Annotated in this window: 23 protein-coding genes and 1 riboswitch; of the genes, 8 read left to right on the forward strand and 15 right to left on the reverse strand. The window is 65.9% G+C overall.

Annotation, left to right across the window (positions count from 1 at the left end):
* Nucleotides 1-109 precede the first annotated feature (109 nt).
* Entirely contained in the window at nucleotides 110-616 is a 507-nt protein-coding gene (locus EPD81_RS09650; RefSeq protein ID WP_142805234.1) for an ISAs1 family transposase, read from the forward strand.
* 48 nt (nucleotides 617-664) lie between these two features.
* Nucleotides 665-1,588: an AEC family transporter gene (locus EPD81_RS09655; RefSeq protein ID WP_221929288.1), complete on the forward strand. Its 924-nt coding sequence runs from the start codon at nucleotides 665-667 to the stop codon at nucleotides 1,586-1,588.
* Between the two features lies 1 nt (nucleotide 1,589).
* Here the strand turns inward: EPD81_RS09655 and proB are convergent, their stop codons facing one another.
* The 4 genes from proB to rplU all read right to left on the reverse strand — a co-directional run bounded on the left by proB (nucleotide 1,590) and on the right by rplU (nucleotide 4,488).
* Entirely contained in the window at nucleotides 1,590-2,723 is a 1,134-nt protein-coding gene (proB, locus tag EPD81_RS09660; protein ID WP_142805236.1) for a glutamate 5-kinase, read from the reverse strand.
* Nucleotides 2,710-3,795, reverse strand: a complete 1,086-nt coding sequence (cgtA, locus tag EPD81_RS09665; RefSeq protein ID WP_142805237.1) for an Obg family GTPase CgtA — start codon at nucleotides 3,793-3,795, stop codon at nucleotides 2,710-2,712. Before cgtA ends, proB begins: the two co-directional genes overlap by 14 nt.
* Before the next feature lie 93 nt (nucleotides 3,796-3,888).
* A complete protein-coding gene (rpmA, locus tag EPD81_RS09670; protein ID WP_028874847.1) occupies nucleotides 3,889-4,152 on the reverse strand; it encodes a 50S ribosomal protein L27 in 264 nt (87 codons plus the stop codon).
* Nucleotides 4,153-4,176: 24 nt separating this feature from the next.
* A complete protein-coding gene (rplU, locus tag EPD81_RS09675; RefSeq protein WP_142805238.1) occupies nucleotides 4,177-4,488 on the reverse strand; it encodes a 50S ribosomal protein L21 in 312 nt (103 codons plus the stop codon).
* Nucleotides 4,489-4,619: 131 nt separating this feature from the next.
* On the opposite strand from rplU, the gene EPD81_RS09680 reads away from it, so the two are divergent.
* The 4 genes from EPD81_RS09680 to EPD81_RS09695 all read left to right on the forward strand — a co-directional run bounded on the left by EPD81_RS09680 (nucleotide 4,620) and on the right by EPD81_RS09695 (nucleotide 11,017).
* Nucleotides 4,620-5,411 (forward strand): class II glutamine amidotransferase, encoded by a 792-nt coding sequence (locus EPD81_RS09680; protein WP_142805239.1) that lies wholly within the window; start codon nucleotides 4,620-4,622, stop codon nucleotides 5,409-5,411.
* 266 nt (nucleotides 5,412-5,677) lie between these two features.
* Nucleotides 5,678-6,121: an RDD family protein gene (locus EPD81_RS09685; protein ID WP_142805240.1), complete on the forward strand. Its 444-nt coding sequence runs from the start codon at nucleotides 5,678-5,680 to the stop codon at nucleotides 6,119-6,121.
* 10 nt (nucleotides 6,122-6,131) lie between these two features.
* The gene (gene pepN / locus EPD81_RS09690) at nucleotides 6,132-8,900 is read left to right on the forward strand and encodes an aminopeptidase N (protein ID WP_142805241.1); all 2,769 of its coding nucleotides are present in this window, start codon (nucleotides 6,132-6,134) and stop codon (nucleotides 8,898-8,900) included.
* A 6-nt stretch (nucleotides 8,901-8,906) separates the two neighbouring features.
* A riboswitch (cobalamin riboswitch) is annotated at nucleotides 8,907-9,119 on the forward strand.
* Nucleotides 9,120-9,184: 65 nt separating this feature from the next.
* On the forward strand, nucleotides 9,185-11,017 hold the full coding sequence (locus tag EPD81_RS09695) for a TonB-dependent receptor domain-containing protein (protein WP_185955423.1): 1,833 nt from the start codon (nucleotides 9,185-9,187) through the stop codon (nucleotides 11,015-11,017).
* Between the two features lie 10 nt (nucleotides 11,018-11,027).
* On the opposite strand, the gene panC is transcribed toward EPD81_RS09695, so the two are convergent.
* From panC to EPD81_RS09735, 8 genes are all read right to left on the reverse strand, one after another.
* Nucleotides 11,028-11,864, reverse strand: coding sequence for a pantoate--beta-alanine ligase (gene panC, locus EPD81_RS09700; RefSeq protein ID WP_142805243.1), 837 nt, complete (start codon nucleotides 11,862-11,864; stop codon nucleotides 11,028-11,030).
* Between the two features lie 9 nt (nucleotides 11,865-11,873).
* The gene (gene panB, locus EPD81_RS09705; RefSeq protein WP_142805244.1) at nucleotides 11,874-12,692 is read right to left on the reverse strand and encodes a 3-methyl-2-oxobutanoate hydroxymethyltransferase; all 819 of its coding nucleotides are present in this window, start codon (nucleotides 12,690-12,692) and stop codon (nucleotides 11,874-11,876) included.
* Nucleotides 12,693-12,761: 69 nt separating this feature from the next.
* Nucleotides 12,762-13,400 (reverse strand): deoxynucleoside kinase, encoded by a 639-nt coding sequence (locus EPD81_RS09710; protein ID WP_142805245.1) that lies wholly within the window; start codon nucleotides 13,398-13,400, stop codon nucleotides 12,762-12,764.
* Between the two features lie 20 nt (nucleotides 13,401-13,420).
* Complete coding sequence (gene folK, locus EPD81_RS09715; protein ID WP_142805246.1) at nucleotides 13,421-13,921, reverse strand: 2-amino-4-hydroxy-6-hydroxymethyldihydropteridine diphosphokinase; 501 nt, start codon at nucleotides 13,919-13,921, stop codon at nucleotides 13,421-13,423.
* Nucleotides 13,918-15,294 (reverse strand): polynucleotide adenylyltransferase PcnB, encoded by a 1,377-nt coding sequence (pcnB, locus tag EPD81_RS09720; protein WP_142805247.1) that lies wholly within the window; start codon nucleotides 15,292-15,294, stop codon nucleotides 13,918-13,920. The genes folK and pcnB overlap by 4 nt, the downstream gene beginning before the upstream one ends.
* Complete coding sequence (locus tag EPD81_RS09725; RefSeq protein WP_142805248.1) at nucleotides 15,291-15,986, reverse strand: HAD family hydrolase; 696 nt, start codon at nucleotides 15,984-15,986, stop codon at nucleotides 15,291-15,293. The genes pcnB and EPD81_RS09725 overlap by 4 nt, the downstream gene beginning before the upstream one ends.
* A gap of 2 nt (nucleotides 15,987-15,988) precedes the next feature.
* The gene (gene hda / locus EPD81_RS09730) at nucleotides 15,989-16,723 is read right to left on the reverse strand and encodes a DnaA regulatory inactivator Hda (RefSeq protein WP_169114905.1); all 735 of its coding nucleotides are present in this window, start codon (nucleotides 16,721-16,723) and stop codon (nucleotides 15,989-15,991) included.
* Nucleotides 16,720-17,802: an AI-2E family transporter gene (locus tag EPD81_RS09735; protein WP_142805250.1), complete on the reverse strand. Its 1,083-nt coding sequence runs from the start codon at nucleotides 17,800-17,802 to the stop codon at nucleotides 16,720-16,722. The genes hda and EPD81_RS09735 overlap by 4 nt, the downstream gene beginning before the upstream one ends.
* Before the next feature lie 126 nt (nucleotides 17,803-17,928).
* Between EPD81_RS09735 and purM the strand changes: the two genes are divergently transcribed.
* Entirely contained in the window at nucleotides 17,929-18,993 is a 1,065-nt protein-coding gene (gene purM, locus EPD81_RS09740; RefSeq protein WP_142805251.1) for a phosphoribosylformylglycinamidine cyclo-ligase, read from the forward strand.
* Here the strand turns inward: purM and miaA are convergent.
* Complete coding sequence (miaA, locus tag EPD81_RS09745) at nucleotides 18,990-19,952, reverse strand: tRNA (adenosine(37)-N6)-dimethylallyltransferase MiaA (protein ID WP_142805252.1); 963 nt, start codon at nucleotides 19,950-19,952, stop codon at nucleotides 18,990-18,992. The genes purM and miaA overlap by 4 nt on opposite strands.
* A gap of 61 nt (nucleotides 19,953-20,013) precedes the next feature.
* Between miaA and EPD81_RS09750 the strand changes: the two genes are divergently transcribed.
* Nucleotides 20,014-20,601, forward strand: a complete 588-nt coding sequence (locus tag EPD81_RS09750; protein ID WP_142805253.1) for a YqaA family protein — start codon at nucleotides 20,014-20,016, stop codon at nucleotides 20,599-20,601.
* A gap of 18 nt (nucleotides 20,602-20,619) precedes the next feature.
* Here the strand turns inward: EPD81_RS09750 and EPD81_RS09755 are convergent, their stop codons facing one another.
* Both EPD81_RS09755 and mutL read right to left on the reverse strand, forming a co-directional pair.
* Nucleotides 20,620-21,987: a KamA family radical SAM protein gene (locus EPD81_RS09755; protein WP_142805254.1), complete on the reverse strand. Its 1,368-nt coding sequence runs from the start codon at nucleotides 21,985-21,987 to the stop codon at nucleotides 20,620-20,622.
* 253 nt (nucleotides 21,988-22,240) lie between these two features.
* A complete protein-coding gene (gene mutL, locus EPD81_RS09760) occupies nucleotides 22,241-24,118 on the reverse strand; it encodes a DNA mismatch repair endonuclease MutL (protein WP_142805255.1) in 1,878 nt (625 codons plus the stop codon).
* Nucleotides 24,119-24,166 lie beyond the last annotated feature (48 nt).

A 24,166-nucleotide genomic window follows, 5' to 3' on the forward strand; every position in this document is an offset into this window, starting at 1 on the left:
CGCTGCTGGCCGAACTCGACGACGAGTGGATGACCGGCAAGGTCTATCTCAACCTCAACCCGTAACCTCGGCGTCATGACCAACACCACGAAAATTTACAGAAAAAAGGTTGCACAATCTCGGCCAGGCAGCGAGCTGGCAGGGCGTTGCTCACTCCTATACTGAATCGGTCGAGAAAGACCACGGACGCATCGAGTTGCGGCGATGCTGGGCGTTCTCGCAACTCGAGTGCCTGTCCAATCCCCAGCAATGGCCGGATCTGAAGATGTTCGGCGTCATCGAAGTCGAACGCACCCTGGAGGGTAAGACTAGCCTCGAGCGCCGCTTCTACCTCGGCAGCATCGCCGCCGAGGCCGAAACGCTCGCCCATGCGGTACGAGCACACTGGAGCATCGAGAACTGCCTGCACTGGAGCCTCGACGTCTCGCTCAACGACGACCAGATGCGCGCTCGCGCCCGCAACGCCGGCGCCAATCTCGCCCTCGTCCGCCGGCTCGTGCTCAACCTCTTTCGCCTGGACACCTCAGCCCGCAAAGGCGGTATCCGTACCCGACGCATCCTTGCCGCCTCTTCTGATGCCTACCGCCAGGCGCTCCTCGGCCTTACAGAGATTTGATGCGATTGCCCTGGAGCATGTCGTACCCCGGGGGCGAGAGTCCGTACAATGACGTCTTTGGTCGACGAAGGATGCACGACGGTGGAGGGATTTTTGCTCGTTTTGCCGGATTTCACCTTGATCGTGTTGGGAGCGATCCTGGCGCGTTGGGTGATGGTGCAGCCGGAATTCTGGAGCGGTGTGGAACGCTTGGTGTATTACGTGCTCTTCCCGGCGATGCTCTTTCGCTCGCTGGCGAATGCGCCGACCTTGGGCGCTGGTGCGCTGGCCTTGCTCGGCGCGGCCGCCGTGACGGTACTGGCCGGCTTCGCGCTGGGTTGGATGCTTCGCCGGGCGATCGATCCCAATCCGGTGCGCGCGGCCTCGCAGATCCAGTGCGCCTATCGCTTCAACACGTACATGGGAATGGCGCTCGCCGGACAATTGGCCGGGGCGAGCGGCTCGGCCCTCATGGGGGCGGTGTGTGGCACGATGGTGCCTTTGGTCAATGTCTTGGCCGTGGGGTCGATGAGCCGTGGGGGCGTGCGTGCCACTTTGCGCGCTTTGGGAACGAACCCGCTGGTGTTGGCGACGCTTGCTGGGGCAGCCTATCATCTCGCCGGGCTTCCCTTGCCGGCGGCCATGGATACCCTGCTCGGGCGCTTGGGGGCGGCGGCAGTGGCGATGGGGCTGATCGGCGTAGGAGCTGCGTTGCGGATCGATCGTTCGCTCTTGCGGCCCGCATCCTGGGGTATCGTGGCGATCAAGCTGCTGGCCTTGCCGGCCATCGCCTGGGGCATCGCCACGTGGTGGGGGATCGAGGGCTTGGCGCGCGAGATGCTGATTCTTTTCGCGGCACTTCCTTCGGCCAGCTCGGCCTATATCTTGGCGAGCCGCCTCGGGGGAGATGCGCCGGCGGTGGCGCGCCTCATCTCGCTCACCACGCTCGGTTCGGCGCTCACGCTGGGGGGGATTCTGAGCCTGCTGCGATGAATCAGCCGGTGAGCACGAAGTTGTCGCGGTGGATGAGCTCGGGCTCGGCCATATAACCCAGCCGCTCGGCGATCCGGCGCGAGGGCAGGCCGATGATGGCGCGGGCCTCGGCGGCGTCGTAGTTGATGAGACCGCGGCCAATCTCATGCCCTTCGGGGTCGAGGCAGGCGACGACGGCGCCGCGCACGAATTCTCCTTCTACCCGGGTCACGCCCACTGGCAGCAGGCTCTTGCCTTGGCGTAGCGCCCGGGCGGCGCCGGCGTCGACGTGCAGCGTGCCGGCGAGCTTGAGATGATCGGCGAGCCACTGCTTACGGGCAGCGAGTCGACTGCGTTCGGCGTAGAGGAGTGTGCCTAGCGCCTCGCCGTGGGCCAAGCGCACGATCACGTCGGGCTCGCGCCCGGAGGCGATGACGGTGTGCGCCCCGCTCTTGGCGGCACGGGCGGCGGCGCGGATCTTGGTGATCATGCCGCCCTTGGCGATCGCGGAGCCGGCACCGCCGGCCATTGCGGCGTAGCGCGGATCTTCGGCGTTGCCCTCGCGCACGAGTTCGGCTTCGGGGTGGACGCGCGGATCGGCGGTGTAGAGCCCTTGCTGGTCGGTGAGGATGAAGAGGGCGTCGGCGTCGATGAGATTGGTCACCAAGGCCCCGAGCGTGTCGTTGTCGCCGAACTTGATCTCGTCGGTGACGATGGTGTCGTTCTCGTTGATGATGGGCACCACGCCCAGATCGAGCAGGGTTTTGAGGGTACTGCGGGCGTTGAGATAGCGCGTGCGATCGGCGAGATCGGCGTGCGTAAGGAGAATCTGGGCCGTATGGCGACCGTAGGGATGGAAGGCGTACTCGTAGGTATCGACCAATGCCGCTTGGCCGACGGCGGCGGCCGCTTGCAGCAGCGCCGTCTCTTTGGGGCGCTGCGTCCAGCCCAGGCGCTGCATGCCGGCGGCGATCGCTCCCGAGGAGACGAGGCACACGCGCCGTCCTTCGTCGAAGAGGCGGGCGATCTGGGCCGCCCAGCCGCGAATCGCCTCGTGATCCAGACCACGGCCGTCGGCGGTGACGAGGGCGCTGCCGACCTTGACGACGAGCAGCTTGGCGGCGGCGAGCGCCGCGCGGCGGTCAGGATTCGTCATGCTCGGCCTCGTCGAGGTCGTCCGGAGCATTTTCCGGATCCTGGGGCGCGGGCGCTTCGGCTTTCATCGCGTCGAGCGCTTCTTGGACCGCATAGACGAGCGCCTGGCAGCCTTCGCCGGTGGCCGCGCTGATGGCGAAGTGGCGCGGCGCAGGGCCGTAGGCGTCGAGGAACGCGGCGATGCGGGCCTCGCGTTCGTCTTCCGGGATCAGGTCGATCTTGTTGAGCACGAGCCAGCGGGGTTTGGCCGCGAGCGCCTCGTCATAGCGGCGCAGCTCTTCGACGAGTGCGTGCGCATCGTGTACCGGGTCGGCCTCCGGGTCGAGGGGGGCGAGGTCGATGAGATGCAGCAGCAGGCGCGTGCGCTGCAGGTGGCGCAGGAAACGGTGACCGAGTCCGGCGCCTTCGCTCGCCCCTTCGATCAGGCCGGGGATGTCGGCGATGACGAAGCTGCGGTTGACGTCGGTGCGGACCACGCCGAGGTTGGGGTGGAGCGTGGTGAAAGGGTAGTCGGCCACTTTGGGCTTCGCGGCGGAGACGGCGCGGATGAAGGTGGATTTGCCCGCGTTGGGTAGCCCCAGCAGCCCCACGTCGGCGAGCACGCGCAGTTCGAGGCGCAGCAGACGATGTTCGCCCGGCTCGCCGAGGGTGCGCTGGCGCGGGGCACGGTTGGTGCTCGACTTGAAATGGAGGTTGCCCAGCCCGCCGCGGCCGCCTTTGGCGATGAGCGCCCGCTCGCCCGGACGGGCGAGGTCGGCGAGGAGCTCGCCGGTCTCGTCGTCGAAAATCAGGGTGCCGACCGGCACGCGCAGCGTCATGTCCTCGCCGGAGGCGCCGTAGCAGTCGCTGCCGCGGCCGTTTTCGCCCCGCTTGGCGCGAAAGAGCCGAGTGTAGCGGTAGTCGATGAGGGTGTTGAGGTTTTCGTCGGCCTCGAACCAGATGCTGCCGCCGCGTCCGCCGTCACCGCCGTCGGGCCCGCCCTTGGGGATGAACTTTTCCCGGCGAAACGAGGCACAGCCGTCGCCTCCCTTGCCGGCAATGACTTCGATGCGGACTTCGTCGATGAATTTCATGGGTCTTCCAAAGAGGGAAAGCCTCACCCGGTGCGCCGGACGAGGCTTTCCGCACAATCACGAACTTTCGGGCCGCGGTGGCGGCGCAGTGAATCAGGCTTCGAGCGGCCGGATGGTGACGTAGCGGCGCTGCTTCGGACCTTTGACGGTGAATTCGACGATACCGTCTTTCAGGGCGAAGAGCGTGTAGTCGCGCCCGACGCCGACGTTGTCGCCGGCGTGGAACTGGGTGCCGCGTTGCCGCACGATGATGTTGCCGGCGATCACGAATTGGCCGCCGTAGCGCTTCACGCCGAGCCGTTTCGATTCGGAGTCGCGGCCGTTACGGGAACTGCCGCCCGCTTTTTTGTGTGCCATGGTCGTTGTCCTCGCGCAATGGGATCAGGCTTCGATCGCCTGAATGTGCAATTCGGTGTAATTCTGCCGGTGGCCTTGGTGCTTTTGGTAGTGCTTGCGGCGACGCATCTTGAAGATGCGCACTTTGGGGTGCCGGCCGTGGGCGACGACCGTGGCCTTCACGCGCGCACCTTCGAGCACGGGCGTGCCGATTTTCACCGAATCACCTTCACCGGCCATCAGGACATGGTCCAGGGAAATTTCGGCGCCCACTTCAGCAGGTATCTGTTCTACTTTGATCTTTTCGCCGACGGTGACGCGATACTGCTTGCCGCCGGTTTTTATGACCGCGTACATGGCGCTGCTCCGAAAAAAAGAGTATGGAAGAACATGAGATTATAACGAGAGGTGGAGTCATGGTCAAGCAAAAGTCCGGTTGCGTTAGACTGTCTTCCGTCGTTACCACGTCGTCCTCGTGAGGTCTGTCCATGTGCCAGCTGCTTGGCATGAACTGCAACGTTCCCACCGATATCTGCTTTTCCTTCACCGGCTTCCGCGCGCGGGGCGGACGCACCGACCACCATCGCGACGGCTGGGGGATCGCTTTTTTCGAGGGCCGCGGCGTGCGCGTCTTCCTCGATCCACAGCCGAGCGCAGATTCGCCGATCGCCGAGCTCGTGCGCCACTACCCCATCCGTTCGCTCAACGTGATCGCCCACATCCGCAAGGCCACGCAAGGGGTGGTGCGGCTGGAGAACACGCACCCTTTCGTGCGCGAGCTGTGGGGACGCTATTGGGTCTTTGCGCACAACGGCAATCTCCTCGACTATGTGCCTCCTTTGAGCGGCCGTTTCCTGCCCGTGGGGGATACCGATTCGGAACGGGCCTTCTGCCACCTGCTCGATACCTTGGCGCGGCGTTTTCCCGATGGACCACCGGCACCGGCGGCGCTCTTCGCCACGCTGCGCGAGGTGGTGGGGAAAATCGCCGCGCACGGGGAATTCAACTTTCTGCTCTCCAACGGTGAGCGGCTCTACGCACATGCCTCGACCCGTCTGTGCCATCTCGTGCGCCAGGCGCCCTTTGCTGCGGCGCATCTGTGCGACGAGGACTTGACGATGGACTTCAGCGAGGTGACCACGCCTCGGGATCGCGTGGCGGTGATCGCCACCACGCCGCTCACCGACAACGAAACCTGGACTCCGATTCCGCCGGGGACGCTGGTGAGCTTTTGCGAGGGGGCGGTGGAGGAAGTGCAGGCTTGTACTCTGGGAAAATGATAAAGTCCGTGCTCATCGATCCCAGGCAGTAACGATGATCATCCTGCAATGACTTATAAATCTCATTTGCTCTGGGCTGTGTTGGCCGGGAGTGCCCCGTGGGCGGTGGTGCAGGTGGTGCCGCTGCCGGGTGTAGGGATCTTGGCCGTGGGAGGGTTTTCGGCTCTTCACCAACGGAGGGTTCGCCGAGACGGCCGTAAACGTGGTGGTGAACAGCGCGTCTTCCATGCCTTACGGCATCTGTATTGACCAATTCGGAGCGAAACATGGAAAACGAGGGATGCAAGACCGTGGCGGTGCTCGCGCCGCTGCCACGGCGGCTGGCTTCCGCCCTCTACGAGCTGCTGTTGTTGGGAGGCATCGTGGGGGTCGGATTCATGCTGCCGTGGATCCTGGTCGGGACGCTCTGGGGAAAGATCGCCGCCGGCGGTTGGCTTTTTCTCCACCTTTTCGTGCTGTTGGGTGCCTATTTCGTCGGCTGCTGGTGGCGCCTGGGGGCAACGCTGGCGATGCAGACCTGGCGCTTGCGCCTGGTGACCCCTGAGGGTGCGCCGCCGCGTCTGCGGCAGTGCTCGTGGCGCTATGTGCTCTGCTGGCCTTCGTGGCTGACGGGGCTTGGGGTACTGTGGGCCCTGGTCGATGCCGAGGGACAATTCTTGCATGACCGATTGGCCGGCACGCGACTCGTGCTGCTGCCGCCGAAACGATGAGGAACGAACCATGACGGAACATCTGATCCGACGCGAGGACTATCGGCCGCCGCAGTGGTCGGTGCGCGAGGTATGGCTCTCCTTTACGCTCGACGAGGAGACGACCGAGGTGCGGGCGCGGCTGCACTGCGTGCGCGGGAAGGGGGTGAGCGAAACGAAGCCGATCGTACTCGATGCCGAGGAGCTCGAGCTCGTCTCGGTGACGCTCGACGGCGAGCCGCTTTCGCCGCAGTCCGGGCCGGGGGGACGCGGGTTCGTATATGACGATTCGGGCTTGCGCCTCTATGGGGCGCGCGGGCCCGAGGCGTGGGTGGAAACGGTGGTGCGTATTCATCCGGCGCGCAACACGGCGCTCTCGGGGCTGTACCGCTCGGGCACGGGGCTGTTCACGCAGTGCGAGGCGCAGGGGTTTCGTCGCATCACGCCGTTTCCCGATCGTCCCGACGTGATGGCGCGCTTTCACGTGACGCTGGAGGCAGACGAGGCGCGCTATCCGGTGCTGCTCAGCAATGGCAATCTGCAGGAGACAGTGCGTTTGCCCGGAGGGCGGCATCGGGCGGTATGGGTCGATCCCTTCCCCAAGCCGTGCTATCTCTTCGCGCTGGTGGCGGCCGATTTGCAAGCCATCGAGCGGGAAGTGGGGCTGGCCGATGGGCGTCGTGCCTTGCTGCAGGTGTGGGTCAAGGACGAACACCTGCCGCGGGCGGATTGGGCGCTGGAGTCGCTCCAGGCGGCGCTGCGCTGGGACGAACGCCGCTTTGGCCGCGTGCTGGATCTGGACCGCTACATGATCGTGGCGGTGTCGGATTTCAACATGGGGGCGATGGAGAACAAGGGGCTCAACATCTTCAACACGAAATACGTGCTGGCGAGCCCCGAGACGGCCACCGATGCGGACTACGCCGCGGTGCAAGCCGTGGTGGGGCACGAGTATTTCCACAACTGGACGGGGAACCGCATCACCTGCCGCGACTGGTTCCAGCTCACTTTGAAAGAAGGGCTCACGGTGTTCCGCGAGCAGGAGTTCAGTGCCGACCAGCTGGCCCAGGCCGTGGGGCCCGAGCGAGCGGCGTCGGCCCGGGCGGTGAAACGCATCGAGGATGTGCAGACGCTGCGCACGGCGCAGTTCCCCGAAGACGAGGGGCCGATGGCGCATCCCATCCGTCCCCAGTCCTACCGCGCCATCGACAATTTCTACACCGCCACCGTGTATGAAAAGGGCGCCGAAGTGATCCGGCTGCTGCACACCTTGCTGGGGGAGGCCGGCTTTCGCGCCGGGATGGATCGTTACTTCGAGCGCCACGACGGCCAGGCGGTGACCTGCGAGGATTTCGTCGCGGCCATGGCCGAGGCGAATGGCGTCGACCTGACGCCGTTTTTGCGCTGGTACGAGCAGGCGGGGACGCCGCGGCTGGTGGTCGAGGAAGACTGGGACGGCGACGCTGGGCGCTACACGCTGCGCCTGCGGCAATTCACTCCGCCCACGCCGGGACAACCGGAGAAAGGGCCGGTGGTGCTGCCCATCCGCCTGGGCTTGCTTGGCGCAGATGGCCGCGACCTGCCGCTCGTGCTCGCCGACGAGCGCGATGCCGTACCCGCACCCGAAGCGCCGCCAGCCGGAGGGATGCGGCCGATCGCGCCGCGCGACACCGCGGTGGGGGCGAGGACCCGCCTCTTCACCCTGACCGGGGAGACGCTCGCGCTCGAATTCGTTGGTCTGCCGCCAGGGCCGAAGCCGTTGCCTTCGCTGCTGCGCGGGTTTTCGGCACCGGTGCGGCTGATGCTCGATGAGCCGGACGAGGCGCTGCGCCACCGCATGGCCTACGATTCGGACGCCTTCAACCGCTGGGATGCGGCGCAGAGCTGGGCGCAGCGCCAGGTGCTGCGGCTGGCGCGGGGTGAAGCCGAGACCCTGGACGAGGGGTTCGTCGCGTCCTGGAGGCAGCTCCTCGCCGACGAGTCGCTCGATGCGATGTTCCGCGTCAAGGCCGCGGCGCTTCCCAGCGAGCGCTGGTTGCTGGAGGCGATGACGCCGGCCGACCCGGTGCGCCTGCGTGCCGCCCTCGTGCGCGCCTCGCACGCGCTCGCCCGGGCTGGAGCCGAGCTGTGGCCCCGCTGGCGGGATTCCGGAGCCGCTCGTCCCTACCGCTACGATCCGCTGGAAGCCGGCCGGCGTGCGCTCGCCGCGTTTGCCTGGCGCATGGAGGCGCTGCTGGGTGAGGACGAACGCTGCTCGCGCGCGTTTGCCGCCGCGGACAATCTCACCGAGCGGCTGGCGGCACTCGATGCCGCGCTCACGCACCCGGACGAGGCCGTGGGCGAGGCGCTGCTCTCCGCCTTCGAGTCGCGTTATGCCGAAGACGATCTGGTGCTCGACAAGTGGTTCGCCCGCCAGGCGATGCGCTGGTCATGGCATGGTGCGCCGGGAAGGACGCTCGAGCGCGTGCGGCGGTTGGCGGATCATCGGGCGTTTCGCTGGACCAACCCCAACAAGGTCTACGCCCTGGTGCTCAACTTCTTCGCCAACAACCTCGCCGAAGCCTGCGCGGCCGGCGATCCGGCCTGGGCCTTCTGGCAGGAAGCGGTGCTGCGGCTCGATGCGACCAACCCCATCGTGGGATCGCGCCTTGCCCGTGCGCTCGAGCGCTGGCGGCGTTGGGCCGAACCGTATCGCGATTCCTTCGCGCCCGTGCTGGAGGCGACCCGCCGCCAGGTTCGTTCGGCCGAAGTGCGCGAGATCCTCGAGCGCATGGCCGACGAGGCGGTCGGGGCGCCTTGAGGTAGAATCGTCCCTCACGTTTCTGGTGCCGCGGCCGGGGTTCTCCCGGCGCGGTGAAACGGGAAAGCGGTGCGCCGGAGTGCTTCCGGCAAAGCCGCTGCTGCCCCCGCAACGGTAGGCGAGTGCGGGCGCGCCGAAACGCCACTGGGTTTCAGGCCTGGGAAGGCGGCGCGTCAAATCTCGCAAGCCCGGAGACCGGCCAGGAACGCAGGGCGCGGGCGAGGTGCTCGCCTGCGGTGGGCTTTCCATTTGGGCCGGCGGGGTGGCCGGCCGAGGGGAATCATGTGAATCGCTTCGTCAAATCTTTGGTGGCCGCGCTGCCGCCGAGCCTGCTTTTGTCGTCTTTTTCTTTCGAGGTCGGGGCGCAGGAAGCGCTGGAGCCGGTCGTCGTGACGGCCACGCGTCAGCAGACGCGGGTCTCCGAGATCCTCGCCGACGTCACGGTGATCGAGCGCGAGGAGATCGAGCGCGCGGGAAGCGAGACCATCATCGATCTGCTCGCGCGTCAACCCGGCATCCAGATGACGCGCAACGGGGGGCCGGGCAATGCCGCCAGCGTATACGTCCGTGGGGCTCGTCCCAATCAGACCAAGGTGCTGGTCGATGGCATCCCGATCAATTCGACCGATTCCAACGGCTCTGCATTGCGTTTCCTCTCGCTGGCCGACGTCGAGCGCATCGAGATCCTGCGCGGGCCCGCCGCGACGATGTATGGGGCGGATGCCATCGGCGGCGTGATCCAAATCTTCACCCGACGCGGTGCCCCAGGCCTGTCGGCCGAGGCGTTTGCCGGTTACGGTTCGTACGACACGGCGCAGGGCAGCGTCGGTCTGTCCGCAGGCAACGAACTCGTCCGCTTGCGGGCGGATTTCCAGCAAAGCCATAGCGGCGGCTTCTCCGCCATGAAAAACGCTTCCGGGCGCGACGCCGACGACGACGCCTACCGCAACCGCGGCGGCACCGCCTCGCTCGTGCTCACGCCGCTCGCCGGCCACGAGATGGGCTTCGTGCTGCGGCAAAACGACGGGCGGGTACATTATGACGAGAGTCCGCCCACCAGTGAAATCGATGCGTACGAAGATTTTCGCACGCAACAGTGGCAGGTCTATACGCGAAACGCATTTAATGAACATTGGACGAGTACGCTACGCATTGGCCACTCCCTGGATTGGCGTAAATACGTTTCCTCTTGGTCCAGCCGGATGCGAACCGAGAACGATCAATACGTCTGGCAGAACGATGTTCGCCTGCCTCTGGGGCGGGCCATGCTCGCGCTCGAGCGCTTCGAGCAAAAAGCGCCCCTCTTGGGCGGAATGCCCAGTGATGAATCGATCGCCATCAACTCGGCCGTGGCCGGGTGGAACGGCAACCACGGTCCGCACCGCTGGCATCTGAGCGGGCGGCGCGACGAGCATTCGACTTTTGGGGGCGAGAACTCCTATGCCGTGGCGTACGGCTATCAGATCACCCATGAATGGCGTGCGCACGCGAGCCTAGGGACAGCCTTCAAAGCGCCATCGCTCTATGAACTCTTCGACGTCTATTCGGGCAATGCCAGCTTGCAGCCGGAAAAGGCTCGTAACCGCGAAGTCGCACTCGCGTGGGAACGAGGAGGACATTCTGCCAGCCTCACGTATTTTCGTAATGAGGTGAGAAATCTGATCGACTGGGTAGCCACGGGCTCGTGGAGCGGACGCTACGTCAACGTTGGCAAAGCGCGCTTCGAAGGTGCCACGCTCGCCTATGAAGGGGCGACGGCGGGCTGGCAGTGGCGCACGAGCTACGACTGGCTGCTGGCCGTGGACGAAGTCAACGATACCCGCTTGACGCGGCGTGCTCGCCACAGTGCCACGGCGGCATTGTGGCGTACGGTGGGAGCCTTTGATTTCGGGGTGGAATGGCAAGGGGTGGGGCGTCGGCTCGAATCCCCTCACGCAGGAGGGGGTGAGCTCGGCGCCTACAGCCTCTTCAACCTCGTGGCGAGCCATCGTTTCGCGCCGGACTTGAAGCTGGAGGCGCGCATCGACAACCTCTTCGACAAGAATTACGAAAGCGTGCGAGGCTACAATACGCCCGGCTTGAGCGCCTTCGTGGGGTTGCGCTATACGCCGCGCTGAAGCGCGCGATTCAGATCTCGAGGTTGTCGATGAGCCGCGTGCTGCCCAGGCGCGCGGCGCCCAGCACGACGAGTTCCCGTTCGCCGGGCGCGGGGGGCTGCAAGTCGACGCGGCGGCGCACCGTGACGTAGTCCGGCTGCCAACCGTGGGCAGTGAGCTCGGCCATTGCTTCCTTTTCCAGCCGGGCATGGTCGGCGGCTCCGGCGCGCACCGCGTGGGCGATGCGAGTGAGGACGCGATAGAGGCGCGGCGCCTCGGCACGTTCGGCTTCTGAAAGATAGGTGTTGCGTGAGGAGAGTGCAAGACCATCAGGGGCGCGTACCGTCTCGCCCGCGACGATCGTCACCGGCAGGGCGAGCTGGCGCACCAGGTTGCGCAGCACCATGAGCTGCTGGTAATCCTTCTTGCCGAAGAGGGCGACTTCGGGCTGCACGATGCCGAAGAGCTTGGTGACCACGGTGGCTACACCGCGGAAATGCCCGGGGCGCACGGCGCCTTCGAGGATGTCGGTGTGCTCGGGCGGGGGCGTCACGGTGTAGGTCTGCGGTTCGGGATACATTTCCGCTTCGCTGGGGGCGAAGACGTGATGCACGCCCTCGGCGGCGAGCAGCTCCAGGTCGCGCGGCAGGGTGCGCGGATAGCGGTCGAAATCCTCGTTCGGACCGAATTGCAGGCGGTTGACGAAGATGCTCACCACCACCGTGTCGGCGAGCGTCTTCGCCTGACGCACCAGCGCGAGGTGCCCTTCGTGCAGGCAGCCCATGGTCGGCACCAGCGCCACGCGTCCCAGGGAGGGGCGCAGGGCACGGACTTCGGCCACGGTCGTGAGCGGCGAAATCGTGGTCATGACGAACCCTCAGTAGCAGTGTTCCGGGGCGGGAAACGTCCCTTCCTTCACTTCGCGCACGTAGGCACGCACCGCTTCTTCGACCGAATCGCGGCCGGTGAGGAAGTTCTTGACGAAACGGGCCTTGCGCCCGGGGTAGATCCCCAGCATGTCGTGCAGCACCAGCACCTGGCCGTGGCACTCGGGCCCGGCGCCGATGCCGATGGTGGCCGTGCGCGACAGTTTGGCACTGATCTCGGCACCCAGGGTGCGCGGGGCCATCTCGATGACGAGGAGTGCCGCTCCGGCTTCTTCCAGTGCCAGGGCGTCTTCGAGGAGGCGGCGCGCGTCTTCCTCGCTGCGCCCCTGTACGCGATAGCCGCCGAGCTGGTGCACGGCCTGCGGTGTGAGGCCGATGTGCCCGCACACCGGAATGCCGCGTTCGACGAGGAAACGCACCGTCTCGGCCATCACTTGCCCGCCTTCGAGCTTGACCATCTGCGCCCCGGCGGCCATGAGGGCGGCGGCGTTGCGCAGCGCCTGCTGCGGGCTTTCCTGGTAAGAGGCAAACGGCAGATCGGTGACGATGAAGGCGCGCCGGGCGCCGCGGGCCACGCATTCGGTGTGATAGACCATGTGGGCCATCGTCACCGGCAGGGTACTCTTCTGCCCTTGCACGACGTTGCCCAGCGAATCGCCCACGAGCAGGACGTCGACGCCGGCACGCTCCAGGAGCGTGGCGAAACTCGCGTCGTAGCAAGTGAGCATGGCGATCTTCTCGCCGGCGGCACGCATCTCGGCGAGCCGCGTGAGGGTGATGGGTCGGTCATCGAGGGGTTGGGCGCTCATCGCCTCCTCCGTACAACGGGAACGCGGGCGATTGTGGCGCATTTCATCGCGGCGCACAACCCGCGCCGCTCAGGCGTAGCCGAAATACTCGCGGTGGCTGCGCATTCCGCGTAGGCGCTCGAGCACCAGGGCGAAGTCGCCCGATTCGTGGATGGGGTCGAGCACTTCCGCATCCAGGATGAACAAGGGGGAGGCGCTGTAATCGTAGAAGAAACGGGCGTAGGCGGCGCAGACGTCGGTGAGGTAATCGAGCGTGATGCCGCGCTCGACCGTCCAGGCGCGACGCTCGACGCGTTCGGCCAGCGTCTCCGGGCGCGCCTGCAGGTAGATGACGAGATCGGGCTTCGGCAGATTCGCGGGTACGATCCGCTCATGGATGCGCCGATAGAGGGCGTATTCGTCCGCCTCGAGATTGAGCTCGGCGAAGAGAGGGTCTTTCTGCAGCATGAAGTCGCTTACCACGCGCTGCCCGGCGGCGAGCATCTGGGTCACGCTCGAGAGCGCTTCGAGGCGCTGGAAGAGGAAGTCGAGCTGCAAGGGCAGCGCCCATCGTTCGCGGTGTTGATAGAACCGACCGATGAAGGGATTGCGCTCGGGGGTTTCCAGCACCGCCTGCAGGGCGAGCGTTTCGGCAAGCTTCTGCGCCAGCCGCGTCTTGCCGCAGCCGATCGGTCCTTCGATGACGAGGTAGCGGGCCTTGTCGAGCATGGGCTGCGACTCCAAGAGGATCATGCAGGATGGGGAAGGAGGCGTTCGACGTCCTGGTCGCTCAGCCGCTCACGCCAGGCCGACAGCGGCCCCAGGCCCGGGGCTTCCAGGAAGGGGTCGAGTTCGAGCAGCGGTTCGAGCACGAAGGCGCGCCGATGCAGCCGCGGATGGGGCAAGGTGAGGCGGGAGGATGCGAGTACGAGTTCGCCGTAGAGCAGCAGGTCGAGATCGAGCGCGCGCGGCGCCCAGCGGTAGGGGCGGACGCGGCCGAAGCGCGCTTCCAGCGCGAGGAGTTCGTCGAGCAAGGCATGCGGCGGCAGCGTCGTGGCCACGCGCGCCACCGCGTTGATGTAATCCGGCTGCGGCTCGGGAACGCCTACCGGCGCGGTGCGGTAGAGCGAGGAGGCAGCGACGAGCTGGGTGTGGGGCAATCGTCCCAAGGCGGCGATCGCCGCGCGTACCGTGGCTTCGGCGTCACCGAGATTGGCCCCGAGCGCGACATGGGCGAGGACGGGGGTCATGGAGCGTCCGGCGTGGGGGTGATCTCGGTCATCTCGCGCACGGCCGATTGCGCTTTGCGCGGACGGCGGCGGCGCTTGCGTTTGGCCGGTGTCTCGCCGGTACTTCGCGCTTCACGCAGTAGCGCCGCCCGCTCGGCCTCATCGCCGTAGGCGAAGCGCTGCCACCAGCGCGGCAGTTCCTCGGGCACTTCGCCCGCCTTGGCGCGCAGCGAGAGAAAATCCCAGCCGGCGCGGTAACGCGGCTGCTCGATGAGGCGATAGGGGGCTTTGCCGGCGCGCCGCTCGAAGCGCGGTTGCATCATCCACAGCTCGCGGATGTCGCCGGCGAGCTTGCGCGTGATCGCGAGCGACTCGGCTTGCGTCTCCAGCACGGTGTCCATCGCGGCTTCCATGGCAGGGAAGACCGGTTCGCCCTGAGCCTGGCGTCGGCGCCATTCTTCGAGCACCCGGGGCCATAGCAGGGCGGCGAAGCTGAAGGCGGGCGAGGCGCTCTTGCCTTCGCGGATGCGCCGGTCGCTGTCTTCCAGGGCGAGGCGCACGAAGCGCTCGCCGGAAGGGTGGTCGAAGACGAGGTCGAGCACTGGCAGCAGCCCGCCGTGCAATCCTTCCTCGCGCAGTCGTTCGAGGCAGGCGAGCGCATGGCCGGATGTAAGGATTTTTACCACTTCGTCGAAGAGCCGCGCGGGTGGGACGTTCTCCAAGAGCGGGGCGAGGCGCCGGATGGGGGCACGGGCGGCCGGATCGATCAGGAGATCGAGCTTGGCGGCGAGCCGTACGGCGCGCAGCATGCGCACCGGGTCTTCGCGATAGCGTTGCTCGGGATCACCGATCACGCGCAGGGTACGCGCCTCGATGTCGCCCACGCCATGGTGAAAGTCGTGCAGCACGCCCGCCACCGGATCGTAATAGAGGGCATTGATGGTGAAGTCGCGCCGCTGGGCGTCCTCGGCGTGCGTGCCGAACACATTGTCGTCGAGGAGCCTGCCGTGTGCATCCACGGGGGCGCGGTCGGGATCGAGCAGGCCGCGGAAGGTGGTGACTTCCACCGTTTCCCTGCCGTGATAGACGTGCACGATCTTGAAGCGGCGCCCGATGATGTGGGCGCGGCGAAAAAGGGCTCGTACCTGCTCGGGGTGGGCGTCGGTGGCGACGTCGAAGTCTTTGGGCGTGCGCGACAAGAGCAGGTCGCGCACCGCGCCGCCCACGACATAGGCTTGATGGCCATGACGATGTAGCGTCTCGCACACGAGGCGGGCGCCGGGGGAAATGTGCTCGGGAGTGATGCCATAGCGCGCGGCCGGTAAAACGGCCGGGGTCGAGGCGCTCGGCTTGGTGACTTTGGCGATGACTTTTTTGATGAGTTTGCGGATCATGGATGTCTCGTGACCGAGGAAGGCTCGGCTTGGCGTAGCGACAGGATGCGCCAGCCGTGGCGGAGTGCGTGCGAGCGCAGCCGTTCGTCCGGATCGACGGCCACGGGTTCGGCGACGCGTTCGAGCAAGGGGAGGTCGTTGTGCGAGTCGCTGTAGAAGGTAGTGCAGGAAAAATTCGTCCACCACAGCCCCAGCGATTCGAGCCAGGATTCGACGCGCTCGATCTTGCCCGCCTGGAAGGCCGGCGTGCCACGGCAGCGGCCGGTAAACCGTCCGTCGCGCTGCTCGGGGATGGTGGCAATGAGGTGGCAGACACCGAAAGCGCGCGCAATCGGCCCCGTGACGAAGGCGTTGGTGGCGGTGACGATCGCCACCACGTCGCCAGCGGCCAAGTGATCGCGTACCAGGGCTTTGGCCGCCGGCGTCATCATGGGTTCGATCACTTCGCGCATGAATTCGGCGTGCAGCGCCTCCAGCTCACGGCGTTCGTGGCGCGCGAGCGGGGCGAGTTGGAAATCGAGGAAGGCGTGGATGTCGAGTGTGCCGGCCTGATACTGGGCATAGAACTCGGCGTTCTTCGCTTCGTAGAGCTCGGCATCGACCAGACCTCGGCGGATCAGGAACTGTGCCCACTCGAAGTCGGAATCGCCGGCGAGCAGGGTGTTGTCGAGATCGAAGAGGGTGAGGTTCACTTTCATTCCTTTGCCATTGTACCGGGTTCGCCGCCTTGGGGTTGCCCGCCCAGTTCGGCGAGCACTTCGCGGGCGAGCGCCACGGTCACGGGGCGCTGCCGCTCGAGCGAGCGACGATCGAGCGCCGCGACGAAGGCGGCGAGCCGCCGTGGGTCGCGTTCGATGCGATGCAGCACGTAAGTCGCCACGTCGCGCTCGAGCTGCATGCCGCGCGCCTGGGCCCATTGTTGCAGGAAACCGAGCCGCTGGGCATCGTCGAGCGGCTCGACGTGGAACACCAGGCTCTGGCCGATGCGGGTGCGAAGATCCTCGCGCAACCCGAGATTGCGTGGTGGGGTGTCGCCAGTGACCACGAGGCGCTGCTCGAGTTCCCGCGCACGATTGTAGGCGTTGAAGAGCGCATGTTGCAGGACGGAATCGGCGCGCTGTACGTCGTCGATGAGCAGGATCGCTCCGGGCGTCTCCGGCAGCGCTTCGCCAAGAAAATGTTCGGCGGCGACATAATGCACCGGGCGGGCGTTGCGTTGGGCGAATTCGGCGGTGGCGATCAAAAGGTGGGTGCGACCACAGCCCGAGGCTCCCCAGAGGTAGAGGTGCGAGGGGGGCAGCGGGCCGCTGTCTCGCTCCAGTACCAGGGTTTGCAGCCTCGCCACCAGCTCCTCATTGCGGCCGATCACGGTACGTTCGAAAGTCGGCGCCGCGTCGTCGAAGAAGTCGAACACGAGCTGGGTGCTCACGTGCCTCCTCCGGGGCGACCGCGGTAGAGGCTGCTGCGCTTCCATGCTGCGAGTAGATCGCGCAGGACGACGAGTAGCACTGCGCCGGTGGGCAGCGCGATGAGCATGCCGACGAAACCGAACCAGTGGGCGAAGGCCATCAGCACGAAGATCACCGCGAGTGGGTGAAGCCCGATGCGTTCGCCCACGAGATGAGGCGTGAGGACATAGGTTTCCAGGACTTGACCCAACGTAAAGACGAGAATGACGGGCACCACGAGCATGGGTTCCGGCCCCTGAATCAGGGTAGCCAATGCCGCCAAGACCACGCCCGTGCCGTAGCCCACGTAGGGGATGAAGGCGATCAACCCCGTGATGATTCCGATGGGGAGCGCGAAATTGAGTCCGGCTAGACTCAGGCCGATGCTGTAGTAGAGTGCGAGCGAGCCCATGACCGACAGCTGTCCGCGGAGGAATTCGGAGAGCACTCGGTCGATTCCGCGCATCTTTTTCGCTGCGGGCTGTTGGCAGTGTCGAGGCAGCAGGCGCAGCAGCGTGCGACGCAGGTGCGGCGCTTCCACCAGGAGATAGAACATCGCCAGGGGAATGAGGGCGAGGTTGATGAGCGTAGCCATGAGCACGGCGCCGCCGCTCCTGAGTTTGCCCAGCAGCAGCAACAGCCAATTTTGTGCGCTGTCCCAGTGCTCTTTGAGCCATTCACGCACGAACTCGGGGTCGATGCGATCGACGTCGACCCCGATGCGCTGCCCGACGTGCTGCAGGAACGAATCGAGACGCCCCAGCAAATCGGGTAACTGTTGGACGAAGATGGCGATCTGGCGCCAGAAGAGCGGTAGCACGAGCAAGACGACGGCTACGAGCAGGAAGCCGACGATGAGGATGGTGAGCCAGGCTGCCAGGGTGCGCGGCAGACCCAGTGCCTCGAGCCGGTCGGTGATGGGGCCGCAAATGTAGGCGAGCACTGCGCCGATGATGAAGGGGGTCAGTACCGGCAACAGCGAGTAGAGGAGGAACGCGAAGAGCGCCGCCAGCCCGCCCCACAGCCAAAATTCTGTGCGGATGGAGGGTGTGCCGTTCATGCGGTGTCGTACAATTTTGGATCGTTCGCCATGAGCGAGGACTCGGTCGGAACGGCCGCCTCGTGATAGTGATATATAGGGGTCAATTATCGCCGGGGAACCGGACGCTGAGCAAGAGGAGCCGACGTGACAGGATTGACTTATCGGGATGCTGGGGTAGACATCGATGCGGGAGATGCCTTGGTCGAGCGCATCAAACCCTTGGCGGCGCGCACCATGCGCCCGGAAGTGCTCGCCGGTATCGGTGGATTCGGGGCGCTCTTCGCGCTCGGTGGGCGCTATCGCGATCCCGTGCTCGTTTCCGGCACCGATGGGGTGGGTACCAAGCTCAAACTCGCCTTTGCCTGGGGTATGCACGACGGGGTGGGGCAGGATCTTGTGGCGATGAGCGTGAACGACATCCTCGTCCAAGGGGCCGAGCCGCTCTTTTTTCTCGATTATTTCGCCTGCGGCAAGCTCGACGTCGAGGTGGCGGCGCGGGTGGTGGCCGGCATCGCGCGCGGCTGTGAGCTCGCCGGCTGCGCGTTGATCGGCGGCGAGACGGCCGAGATGCCCGACATGTACCCCGAAGGGGAGTACGACCTGGCCGGATTCGCCGTCGGGGTGGTCGAGCGGGAGGCCATCCTCGACGGTTCGCGCATCGTTGCCGGCGACGTGCTCCTGGGATTGGCTTCCAGTGGTGCGCACTCGAACGGCTATTCTCTCATCCGCCGCGTGCTCGCGAAGGCAGGCTACGGCGCGGACGCGGCGCGCGATGCCGAACTCGTGCTCGACGGCAAGCCGCTGCGCGAGGCGGTGATGGCGCCTACCCGCATCTACGTGCGCAGTGTGCTCGAGTTGCTGCGCGAGCTGCCCGGTGCGCTCAAGGGGCTTGCGCACATCACGGGCGGGGGGCTCAGGGAGAACGTGCCGCGCATCCTGGCCGAGCCGCTCGCCGCGCACATCGATCTCGGGAGTTGGCCCCGGCCGGCACTCTTTCGCTGGCTGCAGGAGCAGGGCGAGGTGGCCGAGGCGGAGATGACCCGTGTCTTCAACTGCGGCATCGGTATGGTGCTCGTGGTCGCACCCGAGCAGGCGGGGGCGGTAGAAGCCCTGCTGCGCGCGCAGGGTGAGACGGTTTATCGCATCGGCGAGGTGGTGCCGCGCGTGGGGGATGAGCCGCAGGCGCGCATCGTGGGCTCTCCTGCCTAACGCATTTCCGCCAGCGCTTCGGCCAAACGCCGTGGCGTCTCCAGGGCGAAGGGATCGAAGCGACGCAGCTCGGGCCAGTTCTCGCCGAACTGGCGCAGCCACGTGAGCTGGCGTTTGGCCAGTTGCCGCGTGGCGGCGATGCCGGCTTCGATCATCGCTTCGCGGCCCATCGTGCCTTCGAGGTACTGCCAGACCTGGCGGTAACCCACCGCGCGCATGGACGGGTGGGCGAGCGTGAGGTTTGGACGCTGCCGCAGCCGCATCACTTCCTCGATGAATCCGGCGTGCAGCATCGCGTGGAATCGCTCGGCGATGCGCTCGTGCAGCCGTGCCCGATCCGTGGGCACGAGCGCGAGCGGTAGCCAGCGGTAACCGTGGGCGGCCGGGGGGCGGCGGGCGTAGCGCGCGGCGAGCGGTTCGCCCGTGAGAAGGACGATCTCGAGCGCGCGCTGGATGCGCTGCGCATCGGTGGGAGCGAGCCGGGCGGCGGCCTGAGGGTCGAGGCGGGCGAGCTCGGCGTGGAGCGCCGGCCAGCCCTCGCGTGCGGCCCGCGCGTCGATCTCGGCGCGCAGTCGAGGGTCGGCCGGCGGCAGGTCGGAAAGACCTTCGCGCAGCGCCTTGAAGTAGAGCATGGTGCCGCCCACCAGTAGCGGCAGCCGTCCGCGGGCAAGAATTTCCCCGATCGCCGCGAGCGCATCGGCGAGAAAGCGCGCCGCCCCATAGGCTTCTTCCGGCTCGACGAGATCGAGCAGGTGGTGCGGCACGCGCGCGCGCTCCTGCACAGTCGGTTTGGCGGTGCCGATGTCCATGCCGCGATAGACCAGGGCCGAGTCGACGCTGACGATCTCGAGCGAAAAACGCTCGGCGAGCGCGAGCGCGAAGCCGGTCTTGCCGCTGGCCGTGGGGCCGAGCAGCCAGGGGATGCAGGGGATGTCGTTCCGAGTCAGCGGGGTGTACATCTTCTTTCCATGGATGGCATAGAATCCGGCCGATTGTCTTCCCGTTCTCGCTGGATTTTTGATGAAAATTTTCTCTGCACTCTTCGATCGCGTGATGCGTTGGTCGCGCCATCCGCGGGCACCATGGTACCTCGCGCTGCTGTCGTTCGCCGAATCCTCGTTTTTCCCCGTGCCGCCGGACGTGATGCTCGCGCCGATGGCCCTGGCTTCCCCGCGCCGTGCCTGGGTATTGGCGCTGATCACGACCGTGGCTTCGGTGCTGGGCGGATTGCTCGGCTACACCATCGGTTACTTCGCGTTCGCCACGATCCGGCCCTGGCTCGAGGGTTCCTCGTATTGGTCGTCTTATCTCGTGGCGCGGGCGTGGTTCGACGATTGGGGTGTATGGGCAGTGTTCGTCGCCGGCTTTTCTCCGATTCCGTACAAAGTCTTCACGATCGCCGCGGGGGTGGCGCAGATGGCGTTGCTGCCTTTTACTCTGGCTTCCCTCGTGGGGCGAGGTGGGCGTTTTTTCCTCGTCGCGGCCCTGATGCGTTGGGGGGGCGAGCGCATGGAGGCGAGGCTGCACCGCATCGTCGATCGGCTCGGCTGGGCGAGCGTGGCGCTGGCCGTGCTCGCCTTTGGCCTGTATCGCTTGGGCTGGATCTGAGTGACCGACTCGCCCGGATCAATTCACGGGTTCTACGGCGGGTGCGGGGCGTTCGGTCATGCTTCGGTACGCGGCGCTCCAGAACCATTCCCGTTCGCCGAACGCGGGTTCGAGTTCGTCTAGCCAAGTGGCGTTTTCGTCGTATCGGGCAAAGAAGGGGCGATAGGTCCATTGAGGATCGCGCGCCTGGAGAAATCTCAGGACGAAGACCCGTTCGCCGGCGACCGTGCTCACCCCTAGGATTTCCGCTTTGCCCGGCGAGGCGGACATACTGGGGCCGCGCACCGTGCGCGCCAGACCCGAGACGCGGCTCGCGGCGTCGCGATAGATCGTCCAGCAGCGTACCAACGGCACGGCGAAGTGTTGCTTGGCGCCGGTATCGCGTTCCACGAACATGTAGTAGGGAATGATGCCCAGCTCCACTTCTTTTTGCCACAGTTTCGCCCAGACGTCGGGGTCATCGTTGATGTGGCGAATCAAGGGGGCCTGGCCTCTGAGGGTCGCACCGATGCCGCGCAGTCTGGCGATGGCGCGTTGCGTCGCTTCGGGTTCGAGTTCGCGCCAATGGTTGAGGTGCGCCATGATCGCCAGGTGTTTTCCGGCGGCCAGCACGCGCTCGAAGAGCCGCATCAAGGCGTCGCCCTCATCGGGATCGAGGAAGCGGAACGGCCAGAAAGTAAGCGCCTTGGTGCCGATGCGTATGCTGCGAATGTGGGCGAATTCGGGTTCGAGCAGCGGCTCGAGATAGGCGGCGAGATGGGAGGTTTTCATCACCATCGGGTCGCCCCCGGTGAAGAGCACGTCGGTGACCTCGGGGTGACGGCGAAGGTATTCGGTGAGCTGACGCGCCTGCGAGGTGGCGATACGCAGGGTCTTGTCACCCACGAATTGGGCCCAGCGGAAGCGGAAGGTGCAGTAGCTGTGGCAGGTCTGCCCTTGAGCCGGGAAGAAGAGCACCGTTTCCGGGTATTTGTGCTGTAGCCCCCAGATGGGCTCGCCGGAGTCGTCACGGGGAATGTTGAGTTCGATCTGGCCGGCGGGGTGCGGATTGAGCGCCTGGCGAATGCGCTTTACCGCTTCTTCCAACTGCGCTTTCTCCGCGCCTCGTTCTAGGAGGGTGGCGATCGTTTCATAGTGCTCGTCGGCGAGCATGCCCCGCTGCGGAAAAGTGAGCTGGTATATGGGATCGTCGGGAACGGCGTCCCAATCGATCAGGTGCTCGACGACGTAGCGGTTGACGCGAAAGGGTAGGACGGTCGATACGACTTGCATATCGAAGCGCGCTTGCCGTGGCAGGCGCTCCAGTTGCGGAATACGTTCGAGATCCCTGGCCGTATAGACTTCGAAGGCGGGGAAGGTGTTGGAGTCGAGAAGGGTCGCATTCATGGCGTTCTCCTGCGTTGGGGACCGCGCATCGCCCGGTACGATTTCAGGGGGAGGGCGGTCGATGGTCTCTTCGTGACGGCCGATTCCGGGGAATCGACGGCCTCGCTCGGTTCGGATCACGAACCCAGACGCTTTTCTTGGCGTCACCTCCTTTTTCGTTTGATGACAATATAGTAATACTCGAATACACGAGGCGCCGAGGCGAGCGGGAATCGGCGCGGTGTAAAAGGGTGCGGCGTGTCGGATTGCCGGATCAGCGTCCGCGCAGGAACAAGCGGTCGAGCTCGGTGAGGCTCAATTGCACCCAGGTGGGGCGACCATGATTGCACTGGTCGCTGCGTTCGGTGCGCTCCATGGCACGCAGGAGCGCGTTCATCTCGGGGATCGTGAGTGGGCGGTTGGCCCGTACGGCCCCATGACAGGCCATCGTCGCCAGAATCTTATCACGGAATGATTCGACGGCAAGGCTTTGTGGAAATTCGGAAAGCTCGTGCAGCAGGGCGCGTAGCAAGGGTTCCAGCGCGCCCTGGGCGAGGAGCGCCGGCGCCGAGCGCACGGCCAATTGCCCCGGCCCGAGGGCACCGATGTCAAAGCCCAGGCGCTCGAGCGTGCTGCGCTGTTCTTCCCAGGTGGCGTATTCCCGAGCATCGACCGCGAGCACGAGTGGCACGAGCAGGCGCTGCACGTTCGGCGTGCGATCCCAGGATTCCTTCAGATGCTCGTAGAGGATGCGCTCGTGCGCGGCGTGGATGTCGACGAGCACGAGCCCGGCGGCGTTCTGCGCGAGCAGATAGACCCCGTGCAGTTGCGCGAGCGCATAGCCCAGCGGCGGCGTGGCCATGGCATCGTCGGAGGCGATCTCGGCGACAGGGGCAGGGACGTCGAATGCGCTCGACTTGGCGCGCGCCGCGACCGATGCTTCATTCATTTCCTGCACCGGAGCAAGTGCCGACCGGGCGAAAGAAAGATAGGCGGCCTCGGCGGCGGCGTCATGCAGGCGCGGCACCGGGGATGGAGCGGAAGGGGGGATCGCGCGCGAGGTCGGAGCGTCGCTCACGGAAGAGGCGGGAAGGCTTGGCTGTCGCGGTGGGGGCGATTCGCTCGGGGCAGCCGTCGATTCATCCCCATCGTTTTTCTCCTGCTCGAGGACGATGCGGCTCGGGGCGAGCGCCCGGCGTACCGCGTCGAGCACGAAACGGAACACCGCCTGCGAATCGCGGAAGCGCACCTCGATCTTGGCCGGATGGACGTTGACGTCGACGAGTGCCGGGTCGATGGCGAGGAAGAGGGCGAAGGCCTGCTGACGTGAGCCATGCAAGACGTCGGCGTAGGCTTGGCGCAGCGCCTGGTTGAGCATTCGGTCGCGCACGAAGCGGCCGTTGACGAACCAGTATTGCGGTGGACGATTCTCCCCGGCATGCCGCGGTTCGATCACCCGGCCGAAGAGCCGTACTGGCCCGGCTGCGGCTTCTACGGGGCGACTGTGCTCGACGAACTTCTCTCCCAGCAGGGCGGCGAGCCGTTCCTGGGGGGTGCCGGGTTTGAGATGCAGCACGCTGCGGGCGTTGTGGGTGAGCGCGAAAGCGACTTCCGGGCGCGCCAAGGCCACGCGCCGTAGAGCTTCCTCACAGTGCGCGTATTCGGTGGATTCACTCTTGAGGAACTTGCGTCGCGCCGGCGTGTTGTAGTAAAGGTCGGTGCAGTCGATCACCGTGCCGGATTCCAGGGCCGCCGGGGCGAGTTCGCCGCTCACGGCATCGAACCGCCAGGCGTGCTCGCTGCCCCGGGCACGGGAGGTGATCGTGAGCCGGCAGACGGAGGCGATCGCCGCGAGCGCTTCTCCGCGAAAACCCATCGTGGCGATGCGCTCTAGGTCTTCGGCGGTGTGCAGCTTGCTCGTGGCGTGGCGCATGACCGCGAGCGCGAGCTCCTCACGCGCGATGCCGTGGCCGTTGTCCTTGACCCGGACGCGGCGCACGCCGCCCTGCTCGAGCGTCACCTCCACGGCGCATGCGCCGGCATCGAGCGCATTCTCGACCAACTCTTTGACGAGAGAGGCGGGACGTTCGACGACTTCGCCGGCGGCAATCTGGTTGATGAGGGCATCGGGCAGCAGGTGGATACGGGACATGGGGCTCGGCGGTAGACGCTACAATCCAAGTTTATCGTGAAGCCGGCG

The organism is Tepidiphilus sp. J10, from assembly GCF_006980785.1.
Lineage (GTDB): Bacteria > Pseudomonadota > Gammaproteobacteria > Burkholderiales > Rhodocyclaceae > Tepidiphilus > Tepidiphilus olei.

Bases quoted from the DNA above. Each gene is read 5' to 3' on its own strand.
- EPD81_RS09710 (WP_142805245.1), bottom strand. From the start codon at position 13,400: ATGCTCGACAAGGCCCGCTACCTCGTCATCGAAGGACCGATCGGCTGC.
- EPD81_RS09755 (WP_142805254.1), bottom strand. From the start codon at position 21,987: ATGAATGCGACCCTTCTCGACTCCAACACCTTCCCCGCCTTCGAAGTC.
- EPD81_RS09750 (WP_142805253.1), top strand. From the start codon at position 20,014: ATGAAAATTTTCTCTGCACTCTTCGATCGCGTGATGCGTTGGTCGCGC.
- panB (WP_142805244.1), bottom strand. From the start codon at position 12,692: ATGAGCGCCCAACCCCTCGATGACCGACCCATCACCCTCACGCGGCTC.
- panC (WP_142805243.1), bottom strand. From the start codon at position 11,864: ATGACCACGATTTCGCCGCTCACGACCGTGGCCGAAGTCCGTGCCCTG.
- pcnB (WP_142805247.1), bottom strand. From the start codon at position 15,294: ATGATCCGCAAACTCATCAAAAAAGTCATCGCCAAAGTCACCAAGCCG.
- EPD81_RS09735 (WP_142805250.1), bottom strand. From the start codon at position 17,802: ATGAACGGCACACCCTCCATCCGCACAGAATTTTGGCTGTGGGGCGGG.
- cgtA (WP_142805237.1), bottom strand. From the start codon at position 3,795: ATGAAATTCATCGACGAAGTCCGCATCGAAGTCATTGCCGGCAAGGGA.
- rpmA (WP_028874847.1), bottom strand. From the start codon at position 4,152: ATGGCACACAAAAAAGCGGGCGGCAGTTCCCGTAACGGCCGCGACTCC.
- pepN (WP_142805241.1), top strand. From the start codon at position 6,132: ATGACGGAACATCTGATCCGACGCGAGGACTATCGGCCGCCGCAGTGG.
- EPD81_RS09655 (WP_221929288.1), top strand. From the start codon at position 665: ATGACGTCTTTGGTCGACGAAGGATGCACGACGGTGGAGGGATTTTTG.
- EPD81_RS09680 (WP_142805239.1), top strand. From the start codon at position 4,620: ATGTGCCAGCTGCTTGGCATGAACTGCAACGTTCCCACCGATATCTGC.
- miaA (WP_142805252.1), bottom strand. From the start codon at position 19,952: ATGTACACCCCGCTGACTCGGAACGACATCCCCTGCATCCCCTGGCTG.
- rplU (WP_142805238.1), bottom strand. From the start codon at position 4,488: ATGTACGCGGTCATAAAAACCGGCGGCAAGCAGTATCGCGTCACCGTC.
- folK (WP_142805246.1), bottom strand. From the start codon at position 13,921: ATGACCCCCGTCCTCGCCCATGTCGCGCTCGGGGCCAATCTCGGTGAC.
- proB (WP_142805236.1), bottom strand. From the start codon at position 2,723: ATGACGAATCCTGACCGCCGCGCGGCGCTCGCCGCCGCCAAGCTGCTC.
- mutL (WP_142805255.1), bottom strand. From the start codon at position 24,118: ATGTCCCGTATCCACCTGCTGCCCGATGCCCTCATCAACCAGATTGCC.
- EPD81_RS09685 (WP_142805240.1), top strand. From the start codon at position 5,678: ATGGAAAACGAGGGATGCAAGACCGTGGCGGTGCTCGCGCCGCTGCCA.